This is a genomic window from Streptomyces sp. DH37, from assembly GCF_029813835.1.
GTDB lineage: Bacteria > Actinomycetota > Actinomycetes > Streptomycetales > Streptomycetaceae > Streptomyces.
In genome coordinates, this window is record NZ_JARVKV010000043.1 from 14,467 (window position 1) to 33,358 (window position 18,892).

The following is an 18,892-nucleotide window of genomic DNA, read 5'->3' on the forward strand; positions in this document are numbered from 1 at the left end:
CGCTTCGGGCATATTCCGGCGCAAAGGAGTAGCGACACCGCATACTGTGCGACGCCCTGACCGGGGAGTCGAACATCCGAGCCCGGCGGACGGAACACGCCCCGGCGCACGGCCCGGCGCCGCCGCGTGCGACCGGGTGCGCCCGGACCCGCCAACAGCCGCTCCCGCCGGGGGCTTTCGCTTTCGCGACCGGTTCGGGGCAGAGAGGCGGTGGCGGCGGTCGTCGCCGTCCTCGGCGCCCTGCCGGGTTCGGCCGTCGCCTGCGGCTTCCGGCGCCGGGCCACCGCGTACGGCGAGGAGCCGGCGCGCCGGTGGTTCGCCGGGCACGGGAGGCCGGGCGAGGGGGACGAGCCGTCCCGGCCGCGGCGCCCTACGCGGGCGGACGCCCGGAGGCGGGCGGCGGCAGGAGGGGGGTCAGGCGCTGAGCGGGCTGGCGGCGTCGTCCGTGGCGGCGCCGAGGTCCGGGTAGCAGTCGAAGAGCCGGCGGACGCCGAGGGCGGCGAGGACCCGGTTGACGTGGGAGCCGTCCACCGCGCCCTGGGCGGGGAGGATCAACCGGAGGCGGCCCGCGCACGAGCGCATCAGCCGGCGCGAGGCTATGAGGACGCCGACGCCGCTGGAGTCGCAGAACAGCACCTGTGACAGGTCGAGCACGAGGCTGCGGCGTCCCTCCGCCACGGCGTCGTGCACATGCTGGCGGACCACGGGAGAGGTGACGAGATCCAGCTCACCCGACACCCGCAGCACGGCCCACTCCCCGCGGTCCTCCCCGATCACCTTCAACGACACGTGCCCGTAGTCCCTTCATCCGCCGACACCGACCGGAACGTTCCCTTTCCGCCCTTCCGTTCGCCGACCGCCCCTGCCGACCATCGTCACGACAACTGCAGAGCACGACCCTATGCCGAATCAGGTCTCCACCTCTCCACCCTTCCGGTCACACCCCCGTAACGCACCACCAGATCCGGACAGGAGCGAAACGGACCGACCACCGGGAAGGGGTCCGAAGTGACTCCGGAGTGACGGAACCACGACCATGCGCAACCGCGCGGAGGCGCAGATTGCCGTAAAGGGAGGCATCTTGTCAGCTCCTGCCATTACATTCGAGATGAGCGGCAGGCTGGGGGGTGGAGGATGCCGAACGAGACGCCCGACGGGACACCCGGCACGACACGTCCTCACCGGGACCACGGGATGCGGCAGCGACTGGCACGGGGCGAGGAGTCGGCGCTGGCCGAACTGTACGACGGGCACGCCCCGTTGGTGCGCGGCCTCGCCCATCGCTTCCTGGACGACGAGGACGCCGCGGACCGCGTCGTGGCCGAGGTCTTCGCCGAGGTCTGGGCGGACCCCACGGCGTACGAGCCCGAACGCGGCTCGCTGCGCTCGTGGCTGACCGAGCTCACCCGGCGGCGTGCGCTGCGGCACCTGGACGAGCGCGCCCCGGACCCGGAGTCCCGCGCCCGGCTGGAGGAGCGGATCCGCGCCGCGTCGGCGGCCGCCCGCGCGGACCACATGGTCACCGCCATGCCGGGCTCGCTGCGGACCGTGCTGGAGCTGGCGTACGTCCGGCGCCGGGACTACCGCGAGGCCGCCGCCGAGCTGGGCGTGAGCGAGGACGAGGCGCGGCGGCGGGTGCGGCTGGGGCTGCAACTGCTCTCCACCGCCGCGGCGCGCACGGCCGCGGAGGCCGGCCCGGGCTCGGAGAGGGCGTCGTGAGCCTCACCGGGAACCGGGAGAACCGGAAGGGCGGTAGGAACCGGGGGAACGAGAAGAACGGGGAGAACGGAGAGAACCGGGAGAACGCGGAGGCCGGCCGGGACGGCACGCCCCCGGAGGAGCACTTCGTCCTGAAGTCGCTGTTGGGCGTGTGGGCCCTGGCGGTCTGCTCGCCCGAGGAGACCGCGGCCGTCGAGGCGCACCTTCCCGGGTGCCCGGCCTGCGCCGAGGAGGCGCGGCAGCTGCGCGACGCCGTGGGGCTGATGCGCCGCGAGGAGACCCTGGACCCCGACCCGCTGCTGCGCTCGCGGGTGCTGGACGAGTGCCTGCGCAACCGCCCGGCCGACCTGCCCCTGCCGCGCTGGGCGGCGCCGTACGACGCGGAGACCGCGCGGCTCGACGCCCTGCTGCGCGACATGGGGGACGCGGAGTGGAACACTCCGGTGCGGCTGCGCTGGGCGACCGGCGAGCGCACGCTGACGCTGTGCGGGGTGCTCGCCCACCTCGGCTCGGTGGACGGGCTGGTGGCCACCGCGCTCGGCCTGGACGATCCGCTCGGCCCCGGCGCCCCGCGCACCATGGGCGACCGCACGGAGGCGGCGGTCGAGCGGTGCCGCGCGCACGGACCGCCGTTCGTGCGGAACAAGTGGCGCACCCAGACCCGGAACATCGTGCGCACCGCGGCCCTGCGCGCGTCCGACGACGGCCTGTGGGTGGACTTCACCGAGTTCCGGCGGTCGTTGGCCGACGCGCTGGTCGGCCGGGCGTTCGCGTGCTGGATCCACGCGGAGGACATCGCCACGGCGGTCGACTACCCGTACGAGCCGCCCGCGCCCGAGCACCTGGCCCGCATGGTGGACCTCACCGCCCGGCGGCTCCCGGAGGCCATCGCCGCCCGGCGCCGCGCCGGGCTGGCCGCACCGCCCCGCCGCCTGACGGCGGCGGGCGCGCCGGGCCGCACCCTCCACCTGGAGGTCGAGGGCCGGGGCGGCGGCGACTGGTACATCCCCCTGGACTCCCCGGCCGCCCTCGCCGGCCCGGAGCACACGGTGGCCCATCTGGCGCTGGAGGACACGGAGTTCTGCCGGCTGGCGGCGGGCCACGTACCGCCGCGGGAGGCCGCCGCGGGCCACGAGGGCGACCGCGAGGCGATCCGCGACACCCTGGAGGCCGTCGCCGCCCTCTCCCGCATGTAGCGCCTGCGCGCGGGGCCGCCCCGGACCCCGCGGCCCCGGCGTCCCGTCAGGCGAAGACCACCGTGCGGTGGCCGTTGAGCAGGACGCGGTGCTCGCTGTGCCACTTCACCGCGCGGGCCAGCGCCTGGCACTCCACGTCGCGGCCGACCGCCACGAGCTGCTCGGGCGTGACCTCGTGCCCGACGCGCTCCACCTCCTGCTCGATGATCGGGCCCTCGTCCAGCTCGGCGGTGACGTAGTGCGCCGTGGCGCCGATCAGCTTCACGCCGCGCGCGTGGGCCTGGTGGTACGGCTTGGCGCCCTTGAAGCTCGGGAGGAAGGAGTGGTGGATGTTGATGATCCGGCCCGAGAGCACCTTGCACAGCTCGTCCGAGATCACCTGCATGTAGCGGGCCAGCACCACCAGCTCCACGCCCTCGTTGCGGACGAGCTCCAGCAGCCGCGCCTCCGCCTCCGCCTTGGTGTCGCGGGTGACGGGGATGTGGTGGAAGGGGATGCCGTAGGAGGAGACCAGCTCCTCGAAGTCGGTGTGGTTGGAGACCACGGCCACGATCTCGACCGGCAGCGCGCCGATGCGCGTGCGGAACAGCAGGTCGTTCAGGCAGTGCCCGAACCTGCTGACCATCAGGATCACGCGCATCCTCTCGTTCGCGCGGTGGATCTGCCAGTCCATGTGGAAGGAGTCGCCCACCGCCGCGAAGCTCGCCCGCAGCTTCTCCACCGTCACCGGCGCGCCGGCGCTGAAGTGCACCCGCATGAAGAACAGCCCGGTGTCGTGGTCCCCGAACTGCTGGCTGTCCTCGATGTTGCAGCCGGTCATGAAGAGGTAGCTGGAGACGGCGTGCACGATGCCCTGTTTGTCCGGACACGACAACGTCAGGACGTACTGCTCGGGCTGCTCGGGGGTTGCGGTGGACTGCGGCTGGCTCATGTGCACAAGCGTGGCACATCCGGCCGGGTGCCGTGACAGGTCCCCGGCGGGGCCCGGCGGGGGCGGGCGGGGGCGGGCGGGCCTCCGCGGGGCGGGGCCGGGCGGGTACGGGCAGGTCTCAGGCGGCCCTCAGCATGACGGCCAGCACGTCGAGCGAGCGGGGCGGCTCGTCCGGGTCCTCGCCGTCGTTGGCCGCCAGCAGGACGTGGGCGTCGCGCGCCGCGCGCACGGCCTCCGGCCAGCCCTGGTGCTCCAGGTACGCCGCCACCGGGGCGTCCGCCCCGACCTGGTGCATGATCCGCAGGACGCGCAGCACCGCGACGTCGACGAGCGCGGCCTCCTGCGCGTCGCGGAAGATCGTGCCGATGTACTTGTCGGCGGACCAGTTGTCCAGCCAGGTGTCCTCGACCAAGCGGTAGACGGCGTCCGTGACGTCGCCGTACCCCGGGCGGCCGGTCAGCCAGCACTCACGCTGGAACACGGGGTCGGAGAGCATGTGCAGCGCCGAGCGCACGTTGCTGCGCCAGCGCCACCAGGGCATGTCTTTGCACGGCATGCCGTCCATGGTGCTCGAACGGACGCCGCGGCGGGAAGACCTCTCCGGACCCTGGTGACTCTGCTGTGCCTGCACGGTCATCGATCGTACGTTCCGCGCGGCGGCGATGCGCGCACCCCCCGCTGTTCACCTCTCCGACGCACCTCGTTGGCTGTTCATCACTCGCCCGTTACAGCCGTGGCGGGATCGTTCAGGACCATGACCGCATGGCGTAGCAAACGTTCCGCTAGGACCATGGCCGCTCTCGCCGCCGCTACGGGGATCTGCACTTCACTACTCACCGGCTGCGGCGTGCTGCCGGGTGACGCGAGGGCCGACGACTCCACCGTGACCGTGATGACATGGGCCCCGGAGGGTACCGGGGCCACCAACATGCCCGGTATGCCAGCTATGGCACAGGCATATGCGCGCTGGGTGAACGCCACGGGGGGCATCAACGGACGCAAGCTCCGTGTTCTCACCTGCAACGACCACAACAGCTCCGTGGGCGCCGCCCGCTGCGCCGGCCGCGCCCGCAACGAGGGGGTCGTCGCGGTCGTCGGCTCGTACAGCCAGCACGGCCGTACGTTCATGACGGCCCTGGAGTCGGCCGGCATCCCCTACCTCGGCGGCTACGGCGTGACGGACGAGGAGTTCACCAGCCCGCTGTCGTACCCGGTCAACGGGGGCCAGGCCACCCTGCTCGCCGGGAACGGCCACCAGCTCGCCGACCACTGCGAGCGGGTCTCGCTCGTCCGCCCCGACACCGTCTCGGGCGACCAGCTCCCCCGGCTGCTCAACGCCGGTCTGGCGGCCGCGGGCGACCACGGCCCGGCCACCGACATCCGCGCGCCGGAGGACGCCTCCGCCTACACCCGGCACGCCAGGCTCGCCCTGGCCGGCGTCGGCCTGGAGGACGGGAGCGGGGGCGGCGCCCAGGCGGCCGGGGGCACCGGCACCGGCGCCGAGGGCTCCGGCAGCATGGACAAGGCGTGCGTCACGGCCGTGCTCGGCGGCCGCACGGACACCTTCTTCGACTCCTTCCGGCGGCTGCGCGAGGACGGCCCGGGGGTGCGGATCGCCTCGGTGCTCGGCAGCGTGAAGCAGTCGCTGGTGGACCGGACGGGCGGCCCGGACAGCCAGTGGGAGGGCGCGTACGCCACCGGCTGGTACCCGGTCTCCTCCGACCCGCGCTGGGCGGCCATGAGGAACGTCATCCGCGAGCACGCCTTCGGCGACAACCGGATCGAGGCGGCCGACCCCGGCGTCCAGACGACCTGGGTCGCGTACACCGTGCTGCGGGCGGCGCTGGAGCACGTCGAGGGAGCCGTCACGGCCGGGACCGTCCAGCGCGCCCTGGAGACCATGCCCCCGGTGGACACCGGAGGGCTGACGCCACAGCTGAGCTGGCGCTACGACGACATGCTGGCCGTGCGCGACCACCCGCGCCTGGTCAACGCGATGGTGACCTTCCAGCAGGTCAGGAACGGCACGCTGGCGCCGGCCCGCGAGGGGTTCGTCGACGTGCGCGACACCCTGGAGGCCGTGCCGGGCGTCGGCTGACGCGCCGCACGGCCTCCGCCCGGCGCCCCGGCTCCGGGCGGAGGCCCTCAGAGCTGGCTGTACTGGCGCTCGGGCAGGCCGAACTCACGGGCGGTCGGATTCCACAGTCCGGCCGCCTTCTTCTTGGCCGCCGTGGCCACGCCGCTGGCCTTGTTGCCCTCGGCGGTCCGGTCCGTGACCCGGGCCCTGCCCTTCCTGCAGCCGTTCTTGCCCGCGACCTGGTCGGCCCACGCCGCGTAGTGCTTGTCCGCCAGGGCCGACGCCTGCCACGCCCTGGTGAGGGCGTCGGTCAGCTCCTGGTGGTTCGGCAGCCTGTCGGTCTCGAGCCCGCCCAGCCTGGTGACCAGGTCGTTGCGCTGGTCGGCGGCGTCGCGCAGGTCGGCGGCGGCCTTGTCGAGGCTCTTGCACCGCTTGATGTTCTCGACCGACCGGATGACCGCGTTGCGGCTGTTGTTGCTGTCCGCGAGCAGCTCGTCCAGCGCCTTCGCCTGGGCCTCGGCCGGATCGACGGTGGGGGACGGCGACTGCTCGGGCTGCTCGGCGGGGACCGACGCCTTCGCCTGCGGCTGCTCGGCGGGCTTGTCCCCGCCGTCGCCGCTCAGCGCCGCGCCCGCGGCCAGTCCGGCGACCGCGCAGCCCGCGACGACGATCCCGACGACCGCCACGCGCGGCAGACCGCGCCGCCCTGCGGTGTCGCGGCCGGGCGAGGAGTGGCCGCGGGGCTCGTAACCCCCGCCGTGACCGCCGCCGTAACCGCCGTGACCGCCGGTCCCGCCGCGCCCTCCGCCGTACGACGGCTGCGCGGGGGGCGGGGCGGCCGCCGGGTCGATGGGCGGAAGCTGCTGGGTGGCGTCGGCGGGCTGGGCGCCCGGCTGGGCGCCGCTCCGGAACAGGCCGTCGAAGTCCGCGGGCGGGGGACGGTCGCCGGGGGTGCCCGGACGTATCCCGTACGGGGCTCCGGCGGGCGGCGGCGGAGCGGAGCGCGGGGCGGCGGGCGCGCCCTCGGCCGGCAGCGGCCTGCGCAGCACGGTGGTGCTCTCGGTGTCCCGCTCCGGGGGCGGGCCGCCGGCGACCGGCCGGATGATCCGGGTGTCGTCGTCGACGGCGCCCGCCCGGCCCCCCTGGGCGCCCGGGGACGCCGGACCGGCCGAGGTCATCGGCGGCAGGAGCTGCGTCTCGTCGGCGGCCCCGGGGACCGCGCCGGGCGGCGCGGCCGGAGGCTGCGGCGGAAGCCCCGGAGGCGGGGACGGCTGCGGGTACCGCGGCGGCTGGACCGGCTGCCGGTGCTGAACCGGCTGCTGGTGCTGGGGAGGCTGCGGGTACTGCGGCGGCTGGGCCGGCTGCTGGTGCTGGGGAGGCTGCGGGTACTGCGGCGGCTGGGCCGGCTGCTGGTGAGGAGGCGGCTGGGGCGTCCGGGCGGGGACGGCCTGTCCGGGCTGCGCGGGCGGCTGCTGCCCCGCCGACGACTCCGGCCCCCACGGCTGCCCCCAGGGCTGCCCCGCCGGGGGGCTCCCCTGGGGGTCGCCGTGGCCGGGGGTCCACGGATCACCATTCGACGGCAGGACAACACCCTCACGCGCCTCGTCGCCCTGTCGGCTGTGCGTCGTCACCGGGACTCCTCGTTCACCTGACTGCCCAACATGACTGCGAAATCGTCGGCTCACGCTACCCGGTCGCTCACACGGTCGACCACGCCCCCGGAAGGGCTGCACATTCTCCCCACCACCAGCCGGGGCGAAACCTCGCACCATCGCCCTCGCCCCTCACCCCCTCCCCCGCGCCCCTCCTCCCGCGCCCCTGCTAGGCCGCCACCGGCTCCAGCCGCTGCGCGAAGTCCCTGACCACGGGCTCCTCCCGGTAGGGCGCCAGCCGTCCCCGGAAGTCGTCCAGGTACTCCGAACCCCGGTCCGAGCGCAGCCCGTTGAGCAGTTCCACCGCCTGCGCGCCGGTGTGGCAGGCGTGTTCCAGTTCACGTTGCTGCACCCGCGCGGTGGCGAGCAGCAGCAGATCGATCGCCCGCCGCCGCGTACGCCGCTCCGGATGGCCCGCCAGGGCCTCCTCGGCGCGGCGCTGGGCGGGGGTGGGCTGGTTCAGGTCCCGGTGGCAGTGGGCGAGTTCGTCGGCCAGGTAGGCGGCGTCGAAGTGACCGATCCACTCCGGGTCGTCGCCCGCGTCCGTCGCCGACTCGGCGCGGTCGAACGCCGCGAGCGCCCGCCCGGCGGCGAGCTGGCAGGTGCGGGCGTCGCCCAGCAGCGCGTGGCCGCGCGCCTCCGCCGCGTGGAACATCGCCTGCACCCTCGGGGTCACCCGCCCCCGCGTGCCCTCCTGGGCGGCTCTCGCGAGCTGGGCTATCTCCCGCGGGGTGCCCAGCGAGGCCGCGAGGTGGCTCATGCCCGCGGCCAGCACGTAGCCGCCGTACGCCCGGTCGTCCGCGGCCTGGGCCAGCCGCAGCGCCTGGATGTAGTACCGCTGCGCCAGGCCGGGCTGCCCGGTGTCCACCGCCATGTAGCCCGCGAGTTCGGTCAGCCGGGCGACCGCGGCGAACAGGTCGCGCCCCACCGCCTCCGTGTAGGAGCCCGTCAGCAGCCCGGAGACCACGCTGTTGAGGTAGTGGACGACGACCGGCCGCACGTGGCCGCTGCCGTAGCGGTGGTCCAGCTCCGACAGGGCCGCGGTGGTGTCGCGCACGGCCGCGACGTCCGAGGCCCCCACCCTCGGGCCGGTGCCGCGGGCCACCTGGGGGTCCGGCCCGGTGATGAGCCAGTCGCGGCTGGGTTCGACCAGCGCGGAGAACGCCCCCGACCGGGCGGCGAGCAGATCGCGCCGCCCCACGTCGCTGCGCCACAGCTCGCACGCCTGCTCGACGGCGCCGGAGACGGTGGGCGCGAACTGGAGGCCGACCCCGGCGGCCATGTTCCTGCCGCCGGCCATGCCGATCTCCTCGACCGTCACCGTCCGGCCGAGCTTGCGCCCCAGCGCCTCGGCGATGACCGCCGGCGCCCGGCCGCGCGGCTGCTGGCCGCGCAGCCAGCGGGCGACGGAGGTCTTGTCGTAGCGCAGGTCGAGCCCCTGCTCGGCGCCGCACATGTTGACGCGGCGGGCCAGTCCGGCGTTGGAGCAGCCGGCCTCCTGGATGAGCGCCTGCAACCGTTCGTTCGGCTGCCGTGCGACCAACGGCCTCGCGGCCATACGGTCCCCTCCCTCTGCATGCTGTCCGTCCTGACTGCCCTGACTGCCCCGATTGCGCCGGCTGCCCTGGCTGCGCCGATTTCGCCGCCGGATGCATATGCCAAGATTTCCGGCACCGCGCCGCACAGGGAACTACCCATCCGAGGCCGTCCGTTCATGCACGCGCCCCCGCCCGTGCACCTGTGCGCCCCGCGTGCCGGAATGATGCCCCTCCGTCAATCGATCCCCAGGCCGTAACCCTTCGTCACGGGATAAGTTGTGATCGTCGTGGAGGAGGCCATGAACATCACAACAGCGACAACCACAGTCACGACCGGCACCGAGCTTCCCCGGCAGCACGGCGATCCGCCGTCCGGCCCGGTGGGCTCCATGGTCGAACACGCCGTGCGGTACGCGGGGGAGCGGCACTGGGACGTGTTCCCCGGCGCGTGGCTCGAGATCGAGGGGGGCGTGCCGCGCTGCTCCTGCGGCGCGGCGAACTGCGAAGCGCCCGGCGCACACCCCACACGCCCCGACTGGGCGGCACAGGCCACCGGCAGCGCCACGGCCGTACGCCGCATGTGGGCCGACCGGCCGCACGCGTCGGTGCTGCTGCCGACCGGACGGACCTTCGACGCCATCGAGGTGTCGGAGACCACCGGCTGCCTGGCCCTGGCACGGATGGAACGCATGGAGCTGACGCTCGGCCCGATCACCGGCACGCCGGACGGGCGGATGTTCTTCTTCGTGCTGCCGGGCGGAGCGGCCAAGGTGGCCGATCTGGTGCGGGGGCTGGGCTGGTCGCCGAGCGGCGTCGACATGACCGCGCGGGGCGACGGCGACTGGGTGGCGGCCCCGCCGACCCGGGCGGGCACCCGCGGCTCGGTGCTGTGGGTCCGGCAGCCGACGGCCGCCAACCGCTGGCTCCCCGACGCCGAGGAGATCATCCAGCCGCTGGCGTACGCCTGCGGTCGCGACGCCGCCGCGGCGCGCGGGCACTGACCGGAACCGGAACCGGGCGGGAACAGGACCGGACGGGGAACAGCGGAGGGGGGACCACAGTCGGCGGCCGGTCGGGGACCGGCCGTCGTCCCGCCCCGCTCAGGCCGGGAGCGCGCCCTGGAGGAAGGGCTCGACGACCTGCCGCCACTGCTCCGGCTGGTCGTAGTGGACGAGGTGGCCCGCGTCGGCGACCTCGGCGTAGACGCCCCGGGGCAGGACGCGGACCATCTCCTGGGCCTCGGCGCGCCCCAGCTCGCCGTCGATGCCGCGGACCACCAGGGCCGGGCAGCGCACCAGGGCCAGCTCCTCCCAGTGCGCGTCGTGGACCCACGTCTCGCGGATCATCAGCATCTGGCGGCGGGAGAACACCGGCCGCCAGCCGTCCATCCGCTCGGCCATCACCTCGGTGAAGAACTCGCCCCGCGAGGGGTTCGGGCGCTCCAGGGCGGGATCCTCCTCGCCGAACCACCTGCGGACGTCCGCGAGCGTGGCGAAGGGCACCGGCCAGGTCGCGAGCCACTGCTCCCACTCGCGCTGGGAGCGCTTGCCCAGCGCCGAGGCCCGCATGTCGCAGATCACCACGGCGTGGACCAGGTCGGGGCGCTTGGCGGCGAGCTGCCAGGCCGTCAGCGCGCCCATCGCGTGGCCGACGAGCGCCACGGGGGCCAGACCGAGCTGCTCGATGACGGCCTCGGCGTCGGCGACGTACGCCTCGCGGTCGAACGGGCCGTCGGTCGGCTTGTCGCTGCGGCCGTGCCCGCGCTGGTCCAGGCAGACGGCGCGGTAACGCCCGGAGAGCCAGCGGGCGGTGGTCGCCCAGTGCGAGCCGCGGCCCATCAGGCCGTGCAGCAGCAGCACACCCGGGGCCTGCCGGTCGCCTCCCGACTGCGCGCCCTTGGGCGGGTCGGCGAACTCCCAGGCCGCGAGCCGCAGACCGCCCGCTCCCCTGACGTTGATGCGTCGAACCATGCGTCCTGGCACCCCCATTCCTCCTGTCCGCGTCGTCCGCCTGTCTCGCCGTCCGTCTCGCTGTCTGCCGGCGCCACGCTATCGAACTTTTATTCGAACAAGCCCACCTGACGTGCAACACCCCACTTTTGAGTGACACTCAGCGAGTGTCGTACGGCCGGGCCGAGGGGAGACAGCTACCGGGAGGCGGGCCGCTCGGGGACAGGGGTCCGCGGGGAGCGACCCTGGGAGTTCGGGGCTCAGGGTCGCACAGGGGGGCAGCGGGAAGGGGGGACACGGGGAGGCGGGGTCCCGGCGGCCGACGACGGCGCCGGGGCCCCGGTGGTCCGACAGGCCCATGGACGGCTCCCCTTCCGTCTCCGCGTACGCGTCACCGAAAGCGTGTCACGACACGGCCGCCGCCGCTCGTGTTCCGCGCAACTCCGGCGGTGGGGGGAGACCGCCCGGTGCCGCTCCTCGTGTTCCTCTCGTACTCCTCGCGCTCCTCGTACTTCCCGTGTACCCGCCGCGGCCCGCCTCAGCGCTTGGCGACGAAGACGTGCGTGGCGACGTCGGAGCTCAGCTCCGCCGCCTCGCCGCCGCTGCCGACCTGCACGCCGCCGCCCGCGCCCGACGTGACGCTGACCACCGCGCCCGGCTGCACGCCGGCTCGCCGCAGCGTGTACATCAGCTGGGCGTCCGTCTGGATCGGCTCGCCGATCCGGCGCACCACGACCGTCTTGCCGTCCGAGCCCGTGTCCAGGTCCGACAGGCTCACCATGTCGTCGCTCAGGAACGGCCCGGCCTCCGACGGCTCGCCCAGCTCCTCCAGGCCCGGGATCGGGTTGCCGTACGGGGACTCGGTGGGGTGCCGCAGCAGCTCGAGCACGCGGCGCTCGACCGCCTCGCTCATCACGTGCTCCCAGCGGCACGCCTCCGCGTGCACCTGCTCCCACTCCAGGCCGATCACGTCGACGAGGAGGCACTCGGCGAGCCGGTGCTTGCGCATCACGCGCGTCGCCAGCCGCCGCCCCTCCTCGGTCAGCTCCAGGTGCCGGTCGCCGGCCACCGTGACGAGCCCGTCGCGTTCCATGCGGGCCACTGTCTGGCTCACCGTCGGGCCGCTCTGGTCGAGCCGCTCGGCGATGCGGGCACGCATGGGGACCACGCCTTCCTCCTCCAGCTCCAGAATGGTGCGGAGATACATCTCCGTGGTGTCGATGAGTCCGGACATCGTGCCCCTCGTCAGCTCGTGCGGTGGCCCTGGGAACCAATTCTGACGCATCGGGCCGACAACCGTTCCCGGTCTGCCGAACGCCACCCGCGGGTGCGGACGTCTTGACAGCGCAATGGTCCAGACCTCACCGTGATCACGGCGTCACGGGCGGTTCCGGGGCGCTCACCGGAACGTGCGGCCGACGCGCGCCGGGGCCGTACGACGACGGGAGGCCGCAGGGCCATGGGCGGAAACGAGCTGGCCGAGCGGTTCATCGACGCGGCCATCGGCCTGCTGGAGCGGGTCCGGAAGGAGGAGGCCGGCAGCATCGCGGCGGCCGGGGCGCTGATCGCCGACGCCTTCGCCGGCGGCGGCCGGGTCTTCGCCTTCGGGGCGGGCCACTCCTCCCTGCCGGCCCAGGACGTGGTCTACCGGGCGGGCGGCCTCGCCGTCGTGAACCTCCTGCCCGTGCCCGGCGCGGTCGGCGTCGACGTGGTGCCCGCGACGCTGGGCAGCGCGCTGGAGCGGGTGGAGGGGCTGGCCTCGGCCGTCCTGGAGACCGGCCCGGCGCGGGCCGGGGACGTCCTGGTGGTCATCTCCCTGTCGGGCCGCAACGTGCTGCCCGTGGAGATGGCCGCCCGCGCCCGGGAGCTCGGCCTGAAGGTGATCGGCGTGACGTCGGTGGCGTACGCGGAGAGCACCTCGCCGCGCAACCCGTCGGGCACCTTCCTGAGGGACCACTGCGACGTCGTCGTCGACAGCAAGATCGCGGTCGGCGACGCGGAGCTGACCGCGGACGGCGCCGGCGCCCCCTTCGCCCCCGCCTCGACGGTGGTGACCAGCGCCGTCATGCAGGCCGTCGTCGCCACGGCGGCGGGCGAGCTGGCCGCCCGCGGCATCACGCCGCCCCTGCTGCGCTCGGGGAACGTGGACGGCGGCCACGAGTGGAACGCCCGGGTGATGGCCGAGCACGCCGACCGGATCTTCTACCTGCGCTGAGCGGGTCGGAACGGGCCGGACCGGAACCGGAACGGGCCGGACCGGAACCGGAACGGGCCGGAACGGCCCGCGGCGGGCTCAGTCCCGGGAGAGGGCGCGGGCGAGGTCGACCGCGGCGGCGACGCGGTCCGCGACGTCCTCCGCGTAGACGGCGTCCGAGCGGTCGAACGCGCGGCGGCTCGCGCCCCGCAGGAAGGTGAGCACGCCCAGGGTGCGTCCGCGGCTGCGCAGGACCACGCACAGGCCGTGCACCGTGCCCTCGGGCCACTTCCGGGCCCGTGCCCATCTCCCCGCCGCCGCGCCGCTCGCGCCGGTGCGGACCGGGCCGCAGCGCTCGTACGCCTGGAAGGCCGGGTGGTCCGGCGGGTAGGGCACCGGGACGCCCGTCGCCGTCGTGCCCGGGGCCGGGGCCTCGGCGGTGCGCACCAGCCGGACCGGGGACCCCTGCGCCAGGTCCAGCAGCGCGTGGTCGGCGAAGCCCGCCAGCGCGAAGTCCAGGTGGACCGTCGCTGCCTCCATCGGGTCCTCGCACTCGGCCGCGGCCCGCGCCGCCCGGTGGAGCTGGTTGCCCCGGAAGCGGAACCGGGCGGCGTCCTGCTCGATCCGCTTGGTGTCGGTGACGTCCCGGAAGAACCACGCCACGCCCAGCGGCACCGGCGTCCCCTCGGCCATCGGCGAGACCAGCCGCAGGAAGCCGCTGCGCCAGCAGCGCCGCGCGTCCCCGGCGCCCGCCGCGCCCCGGTCGGACGCGCCCGTTCCGCCGTCCGGCCGGGCGCCCTGCCCGCCGGTGTCCGCGCGCAGCGTCACCCACAGCTCCGCCGGGACGGTCGGCGGGCCGTCCGCCAGCACGTGCTGGAGGGCGCTCTCCAGTTCCTCCACGCCCTCCCCCACCAGCTCGCCCAGCGGCCGCCCGAGCATCGCCGTACGGCCGACGCGCAGCGCGCGGGCGGCGTGGAGGTTGGCGACGGCCGGGCGCAGATCGGCGTCCACGAGGACCACGCCCCACGACGCGCCCTCGAACAGCGCCTCGCTCAGGGCGATCGACCGCTCCAGGTCGATCTGCGTGTGCACCTCGCTGAACGCGCAGTACACGCCGGTCGGCCGGCCGTCCGCGCCGCGCACCCCGGAGCACTGGACCCGCACCAGCACCCGTCCGCCGTCCTTGCGCAGCAGCGCGAACTCGTGGACCTGGCGGCCGGGCGCCGTCATCACGCCCATCAGCCGCGCCTGGACGTCCTCGGCGTCCGCCGCGCGGACCGCCCACCCCGCCAGCCCGTGGCGGCCGACGGCCTCGCCCTGGGTCCAGCCCAGGATCCGCTCGGCCTCGCGGTTCCAGTGGGTCACGACGCCGTCGGCGTCGAAGGCGCACAGGGCCGCGTCCATGCCGTCCAGGAGGGCGGCGAGCAGCAGCTCGCCCTCCGAACCGGCGAGCCGCGCCGGAACGGGCTCCCCCGCGGGGCCGACGTGGGTGTCGCCCCCGTCACCGGCACCGTGTTCGAAGTGGGTATCGGACCGAGCCGTCACCTGGCACCCCCAGCTGGACGCTGCGCGCAACTGCACTCCCGATCATTGAACTCGAACGTGACGCAGCGCACATGTGATTCAGAAAAATCGTTGCACCCTCGAAATTCGCTTGTCCGTGCCCATGTCGCCGCCTACCGTTTCAGGTACACGAGAAGGGAGGTGGTTCGGCAGATGAGTTGCAACCGGACGCGTGAGGTGGCTGCGGCCTAGGAGGCCGACGTCACAGCGTGATGCCGGCGCCGCCGGCCAATCCCAAGCAGTCACCCGACCCGCGGGCTGTCGGTACGTCCGACCGACCCCCCTCGCGCCGCACGGCGCGACCGGGGCCAGGCCCGCGGGTCGTCTGCGTCTCCGGCGCCTCCCGTCCCCCGGCGCCTGCGGACGCCGCCGGGAGCGCGAGCCCGCCCGCCGGGGGCGCGCGTCAGGGGCTGAGGCGCTCGACCGTCCAGGCCGTGTCCGCGCCGGCGTCCCGCCGGACGTAGCGCAGGCGGTCGTGGAGGCGGTTCTCGCGGCCCTGCCAGAACTCCACCGTCTCCGCCACGACCCGGTAGCCGCCCCAGTGCGGCGGGACCGGGACCCTCTCCGTCTCCGGGTAGCGGGCCGCCAGCTCGGCGTACGTGCGGTCCAGCTCCTCGCGGGAGGCCACCACCGAGGACTGCTCGCTGGCCCACGCCCCGAGCTGCGAGCCGTGCGGGCGGGTGCGGAAGTAGGCGGCCGTCTCGTCGCGGCCGGTGCGCTCCGCCCGGCCGCCGACGACCACCTGGCGGGCGACGGCGTGCCAGGGGAAGAGCAGCGAGACGTACGGGTTGGCGTCGATCTCGCGGCCCTTGCGCGAGTTGTAGTTGGTGTAGAAGACGAAGCCGCGCTCGTCGAACTGCTTGAGCAGCACCGTGCGCGAGCTGGGCCGCCCCCGCTCGTCGGCGGTCGAGACGACCATCGCGTTCGGCTCGTGGAGCCCGCCGGCCACCGCCTCCTCGAACCAGATCAGGAACTGCCCGTACGGGTCGGCCGGGAGGTCCTCCTCCCGGAGGCCTTCCGCGCGGTAGTGGGCCCGCATCGCGGCGGGGTCCAGGTGCGGGCGGTGGGCGAGGGCTTCGCGGGCTGCGTCGTCGGCTTGAGGCACGCGTTCATAGTGCAGCATGCCCGTCGCACGGCCTCAGGTGGTGGCGGGCGAGTTTGCCCGTTCTCCGCCGGGTGTACACCTGGTGAGCGGGAAACCGCGAGTGTGCCGCATCTCACCCTTCCCCGCATGTGCTGAACCGGACAGAATCGCTGGCTGGACAGCTGTGGCCTTCGCACACCGCGGGCTATCGTGTCCGACCAGTCGCTGCCCGGTCACCACCGGCAGCACACCAGCAGCAGGACGAGACCGGGTACCGGCCCGGACCGCCAGCCCCGCACGGCGGCGGAACCGCACCGGTACGCCCATCGTGAGCCGACCGGCCCCCTGGGTGCCCGCCGTCGCCCTCCCGCCGAACCACATACGAGGAGCCGCCAGATGTCCGACTTCGTGCCCGGGCTCGAAGGAGTCGTCGCGTTCGAGACGGAGATCGCCGAACCCGACAAGGAGGGCGGCGCCCTCCGCTACCGGGGTGTGGACATCGAGGACCTGGTGGGCCACGTCTCCTTCGGGAACGTGTGGGGCCTGCTGGTCGACGGCAGCTTCAACCCCGGCCTGCCCCCGGCCGAGCCCTTCCCCATCCCGGTGCACTCGGGTGACATCCGGGTGGACGTGCAGTCCGCGCTGGCGATGCTCGCGCCCGTGTGGGGCCTGAGGCCGCTGCTGGACATCGACGAGAAGCAGGCCCGCGACGACCTGGCGCGGGCCGCGGTGATGGCGCTGTCGTACGTCGCCCAGTCGGCGCGCGGCCAGGGCCTGCCGATGGTGCCGCAGCGGGAGATCGACAAGGCCGAGACCGTCGTGGAGCGCTTCATGCGCCGCTGGCGGGGCGAGCCCGACCCCAAGCACGTCGCGGCCGTGGACGCCTACTGGACGTCGGCCGCCGAGCACGGCATGAACGCCTCCACCTTCACCGCCCGCGTCATCGCCTCCACCGGCGCGGACGTGGCGGCGGCGCTGTCGGGCGCGGTCGGCGCGATGTCCGGCCCGCTGCACGGCGGCGCGCCCTCGCGCGTGCTGGGGATGATCGAGGAGATCGAGCGGACCGGCGACGCCGAGGCGTACGTGCGCAACGCCCTGGACCGCGGCGAGCGCCTGATGGGCTTCGGCCACCGCGTCTACCGCGCGGAGGACCCGCGCGCCCGCGTGCTGCGCCGTACCGCCAAGGAGCTGGGCGCGCCGCGCTTCGAGGTCGCCGAGGCCCTGGAGAAGGCGGCGCTGGACGAGCTGCACAGCCGGCGCCCGGACCGGGTGCTGGCCACCAACGTGGAGTTCTGGGCGGCGATCGTGCTGGACTTCGCCGAGGTCCCGGCGCACATGTTCACCTCGATGTTCTCCTGCGCCCGCACCGCCGGCTGGTCGGCGCACATCCTGGAGCAGAAGCGCACCGGGCGCCTGGTGCGTCCCTCCGCGCGCTACGTGGGCCCCGGCGCGCGCAGCCCGCGGGAGATCGAGGGCTACGAGGACATCGCCCGCTGAGTCCCGGACCCGGGTCCGGGACCCGGGTCCGTACGGACGTCCCGGCCCCGGCGCGACGGCCGCCCCGTCGCGCCGGGGCCGGCGCACGCCGTGTGCGGGTGCTGGTGCGGGTGCGGGCCCGGAGGGCGTGCCGGGCGGGCGCTTCGACACGGTGCTCACGGGCCGGAGGTCCTGCGGACCCGCCCTCTTCCGGGGGCGTCACCGGCCCGTACCCCCCTCCGCGGCGGTACGTCCTCCCCCGCTCCCCCGCCGGGCGGCGTCCCGGTCCTCTCCGGCGGCTTCGTCCCGGCGCGGGCGTCCGTCCCCGTGCCGCGGGGTGTGCCGGCGGTCAGGCGGCCGGGGTGGCGGCGGCGCGCATGTCCAGGAAGTTGGCCCGGTAGGCGTCGTGGGCCGCGGCGCCCTCCAGGCGCAGCATGGCCTCGTCGTTCTCCCGCAGGGAGGAGTGGTCCAGGTTGTGCGAGCCGGTGAAGGTCCACTTGGTGTCGGGACGCCCGGCGTAGTTGCCCTCGACCGTGAGGTACTTCGAGTGCACGAGGTATCCGTCGGAGGTGTTGAGGCGGTAGAGCTTCAGCCTCGGGTGCCCCTGCATGATCCCGACGTCGTTGCTCTCGGCGTAGACCACCTCCACCCAGCAGTCCTGGTCCGCCAGCGCCCGGAGCTTCCGCGCCACCGCGTCCCGGTGCAGGGCGAAGGCGCCGACGCGGATCACCGTCTTGTGCGACGCCGAGCCCACCGTGGTGTTGCCCGTGCAGGTCACGTTGTCGAGGACGTCCACCACCACGTCGCCGGTGGCCTGCGGGAAGAAGTAGTACTTCTCCGTCCCCACCTTGCCCTGGCGGAAGTAGTCGCCGTCCTTGACCATGGCGGCCAGGTCGTTGAAGTACGACACGTACGCCGTGTACAGGTCGGTGTTGCCGACGACGGTGTAGGCGTTGTTCCAGTACTTCTCCACGTTGAGGGAGGTCTGGTTGGCGGAGGTCTGGATCACCACGTCCTCCGCCTCCCCCGCGCTCCCGATCCGGGAGAAGGTGAAGAACTTGTTGTGGTTGATCGGGTTCACGTCCGCGGGGGCGTCGGCGATGCAGGCCCGTCCGGCGGTGCACACCCGCACCCACGAGCCGCCCGAGGTGTCGCCGCCGAGCGCGGTGCGCACGCTCTGCGCGGCGGGCCGGTCCGCGTACGTGGCGTCCAGCACCACCCTGACCTGGACCCCCCGGTCGTGCGCCGCGATCAGGGCGTCCGCGTAGTCCCGGTCGTTCAGCGCGTACAGGGCGGCGCGGACGGTCCGACCGCTCTGCGTGGCGTTGATCGCGCCGATGATGTGGTCCTTGACGGCGTTCTTCTCCGCCGTGGTGCCCCGCGGGTCGTTGAAGACCGCTCCGGTGGTGACGGGGGCGGCGGCCTCTCCGGCCGCGGTCGCCGTGCCGGCCGGCGCCAGCAGGGCGCCGAGCAGCAGGGCCGTCGTGACGATGCGTCTGATCATGGGAGTCGT

At 74.3% G+C, this 18,892-nt stretch carries 17 protein-coding genes; 7 read left to right on the plus strand and 10 right to left on the minus strand.

The features are described from left to right. Positions 1 to 414: 414 nt before the first annotated feature. Positions 415 to 789, minus strand: coding sequence for an STAS domain-containing protein (locus tag QC029_RS20420; RefSeq protein WP_279557160.1), 375 nt, complete (start codon positions 787 to 789; stop codon positions 415 to 417). A gap of 405 nt (positions 790 to 1,194) precedes the next feature. Here QC029_RS20420 and QC029_RS20425 point away from each other — a divergent pair, with 405 nt between their 5' ends. Both QC029_RS20425 and QC029_RS20430 read left to right on the plus strand, forming a co-directional pair. Beyond that, on the plus strand, positions 1,195 to 1,719 hold the full coding sequence (locus QC029_RS20425) for an RNA polymerase sigma factor (protein ID WP_279557161.1): 525 nt from the start codon (positions 1,195 to 1,197) through the stop codon (positions 1,717 to 1,719). Continuing rightward, complete coding sequence (locus tag QC029_RS20430; RefSeq protein ID WP_279557162.1) at positions 1,716 to 2,915, plus strand: maleylpyruvate isomerase family mycothiol-dependent enzyme; 1,200 nt, start codon at positions 1,716 to 1,718, stop codon at positions 2,913 to 2,915. The genes QC029_RS20425 and QC029_RS20430 overlap by 4 nt, the downstream gene beginning before the upstream one ends. Positions 2,916 to 2,961: 46 nt before the next feature. Here the strand turns inward: QC029_RS20430 and purU are convergent, their stop codons facing one another. Both purU and QC029_RS20440 read right to left on the minus strand, forming a co-directional pair. After that, the gene (purU, locus tag QC029_RS20435; RefSeq protein ID WP_279557163.1) at positions 2,962 to 3,846 is read right to left on the minus strand and encodes a formyltetrahydrofolate deformylase; all 885 of its coding nucleotides are present in this window, start codon (positions 3,844 to 3,846) and stop codon (positions 2,962 to 2,964) included. Positions 3,847 to 3,964: 118 nt separating this feature from the next. Beyond that, positions 3,965 to 4,483 carry a hypothetical protein gene (locus QC029_RS20440; RefSeq protein ID WP_279557164.1) on the minus strand — a complete coding sequence of 173 codons (519 nt, stop codon included), beginning with the start codon at positions 4,481 to 4,483 and terminating at the stop codon, positions 3,965 to 3,967. 117 nt (positions 4,484 to 4,600) lie between these two features. Here QC029_RS20440 and QC029_RS20445 point away from each other — a divergent pair, with 117 nt between their 5' ends. Then, positions 4,601 to 5,944: an ABC transporter substrate-binding protein gene (locus QC029_RS20445; RefSeq protein ID WP_279557165.1), complete on the plus strand. Its 1,344-nt coding sequence runs from the start codon at positions 4,601 to 4,603 to the stop codon at positions 5,942 to 5,944. A gap of 47 nt (positions 5,945 to 5,991) precedes the next feature. Here QC029_RS20445 and QC029_RS20450 read toward each other — a convergent pair whose 3' ends face one another. Then, positions 5,992 to 7,101 (minus strand): hypothetical protein, encoded by a 1,110-nt coding sequence (locus tag QC029_RS20450; protein ID WP_336621604.1) that lies wholly within the window; start codon positions 7,099 to 7,101, stop codon positions 5,992 to 5,994. Between the two features lie 126 nt (positions 7,102 to 7,227). On the opposite strand from QC029_RS20450, the gene QC029_RS31135 reads away from it, so the two are divergent. Beyond that, on the plus strand, positions 7,228 to 7,575 hold the full coding sequence (locus tag QC029_RS31135) for a hypothetical protein (RefSeq protein ID WP_336621605.1): 348 nt from the start codon (positions 7,228 to 7,230) through the stop codon (positions 7,573 to 7,575). Positions 7,576 to 7,744: 169 nt separating this feature from the next. Here the strand turns inward: QC029_RS31135 and QC029_RS20455 are convergent, their stop codons facing one another. Further along, entirely contained in the window at positions 7,745 to 9,133 is a 1,389-nt protein-coding gene (locus QC029_RS20455) for a transcriptional regulator (RefSeq protein WP_279557167.1), read from the minus strand. A 369-nt stretch (positions 9,134 to 9,502) separates the two neighbouring features. Here QC029_RS20455 and QC029_RS20460 point away from each other — a divergent pair, with 369 nt between their 5' ends. Continuing rightward, on the plus strand, positions 9,503 to 10,114 hold the full coding sequence (locus tag QC029_RS20460) for a bifunctional DNA primase/polymerase (protein WP_279557194.1): 612 nt from the start codon (positions 9,503 to 9,505) through the stop codon (positions 10,112 to 10,114). Positions 10,115 to 10,213: 99 nt separating this feature from the next. Here the strand turns inward: QC029_RS20460 and QC029_RS20465 are convergent, their stop codons facing one another. Then, on the minus strand, positions 10,214 to 11,083 hold the full coding sequence (locus QC029_RS20465) for an alpha/beta fold hydrolase (protein WP_279557168.1): 870 nt from the start codon (positions 11,081 to 11,083) through the stop codon (positions 10,214 to 10,216). Between the two features lie 517 nt (positions 11,084 to 11,600). Next, positions 11,601 to 12,296 (minus strand): metal-dependent transcriptional regulator, encoded by a 696-nt coding sequence (locus tag QC029_RS20470; protein WP_279557169.1) that lies wholly within the window; start codon positions 12,294 to 12,296, stop codon positions 11,601 to 11,603. A gap of 225 nt (positions 12,297 to 12,521) precedes the next feature. Between QC029_RS20470 and QC029_RS20475 the strand changes: the two genes are divergently transcribed. Then, positions 12,522 to 13,277, plus strand: a complete 756-nt coding sequence (locus tag QC029_RS20475; protein ID WP_279557170.1) for an SIS domain-containing protein — start codon at positions 12,522 to 12,524, stop codon at positions 13,275 to 13,277. Positions 13,278 to 13,355: 78 nt separating this feature from the next. Here QC029_RS20475 and QC029_RS20480 read toward each other — a convergent pair whose 3' ends face one another. Continuing rightward, a complete protein-coding gene (locus QC029_RS20480) occupies positions 13,356 to 14,801 on the minus strand; it encodes a PAS domain-containing protein (RefSeq protein WP_279557171.1) in 1,446 nt (481 codons plus the stop codon). A 421-nt stretch (positions 14,802 to 15,222) separates the two neighbouring features. Further along, entirely contained in the window at positions 15,223 to 15,858 is a 636-nt protein-coding gene (pdxH, locus tag QC029_RS20485; protein ID WP_279557195.1) for a pyridoxamine 5'-phosphate oxidase, read from the minus strand. Between the two features lie 441 nt (positions 15,859 to 16,299). Between pdxH and QC029_RS20490 the strand changes: the two genes are divergently transcribed. Further along, positions 16,300 to 17,400: a citrate synthase 2 gene (locus tag QC029_RS20490; protein ID WP_279557172.1), complete on the plus strand. Its 1,101-nt coding sequence runs from the start codon at positions 16,300 to 16,302 to the stop codon at positions 17,398 to 17,400. Positions 17,401 to 17,728: 328 nt separating this feature from the next. On the opposite strand, the gene QC029_RS20495 is transcribed toward QC029_RS20490, so the two are convergent. Continuing rightward, positions 17,729 to 18,883 carry a phosphatidylserine/phosphatidylglycerophosphate/cardiolipin synthase family protein gene (locus QC029_RS20495; RefSeq protein WP_279557173.1) on the minus strand — a complete coding sequence of 385 codons (1,155 nt, stop codon included), beginning with the start codon at positions 18,881 to 18,883 and terminating at the stop codon, positions 17,729 to 17,731. Positions 18,884 to 18,892: the final 9 nt, after the last annotated feature.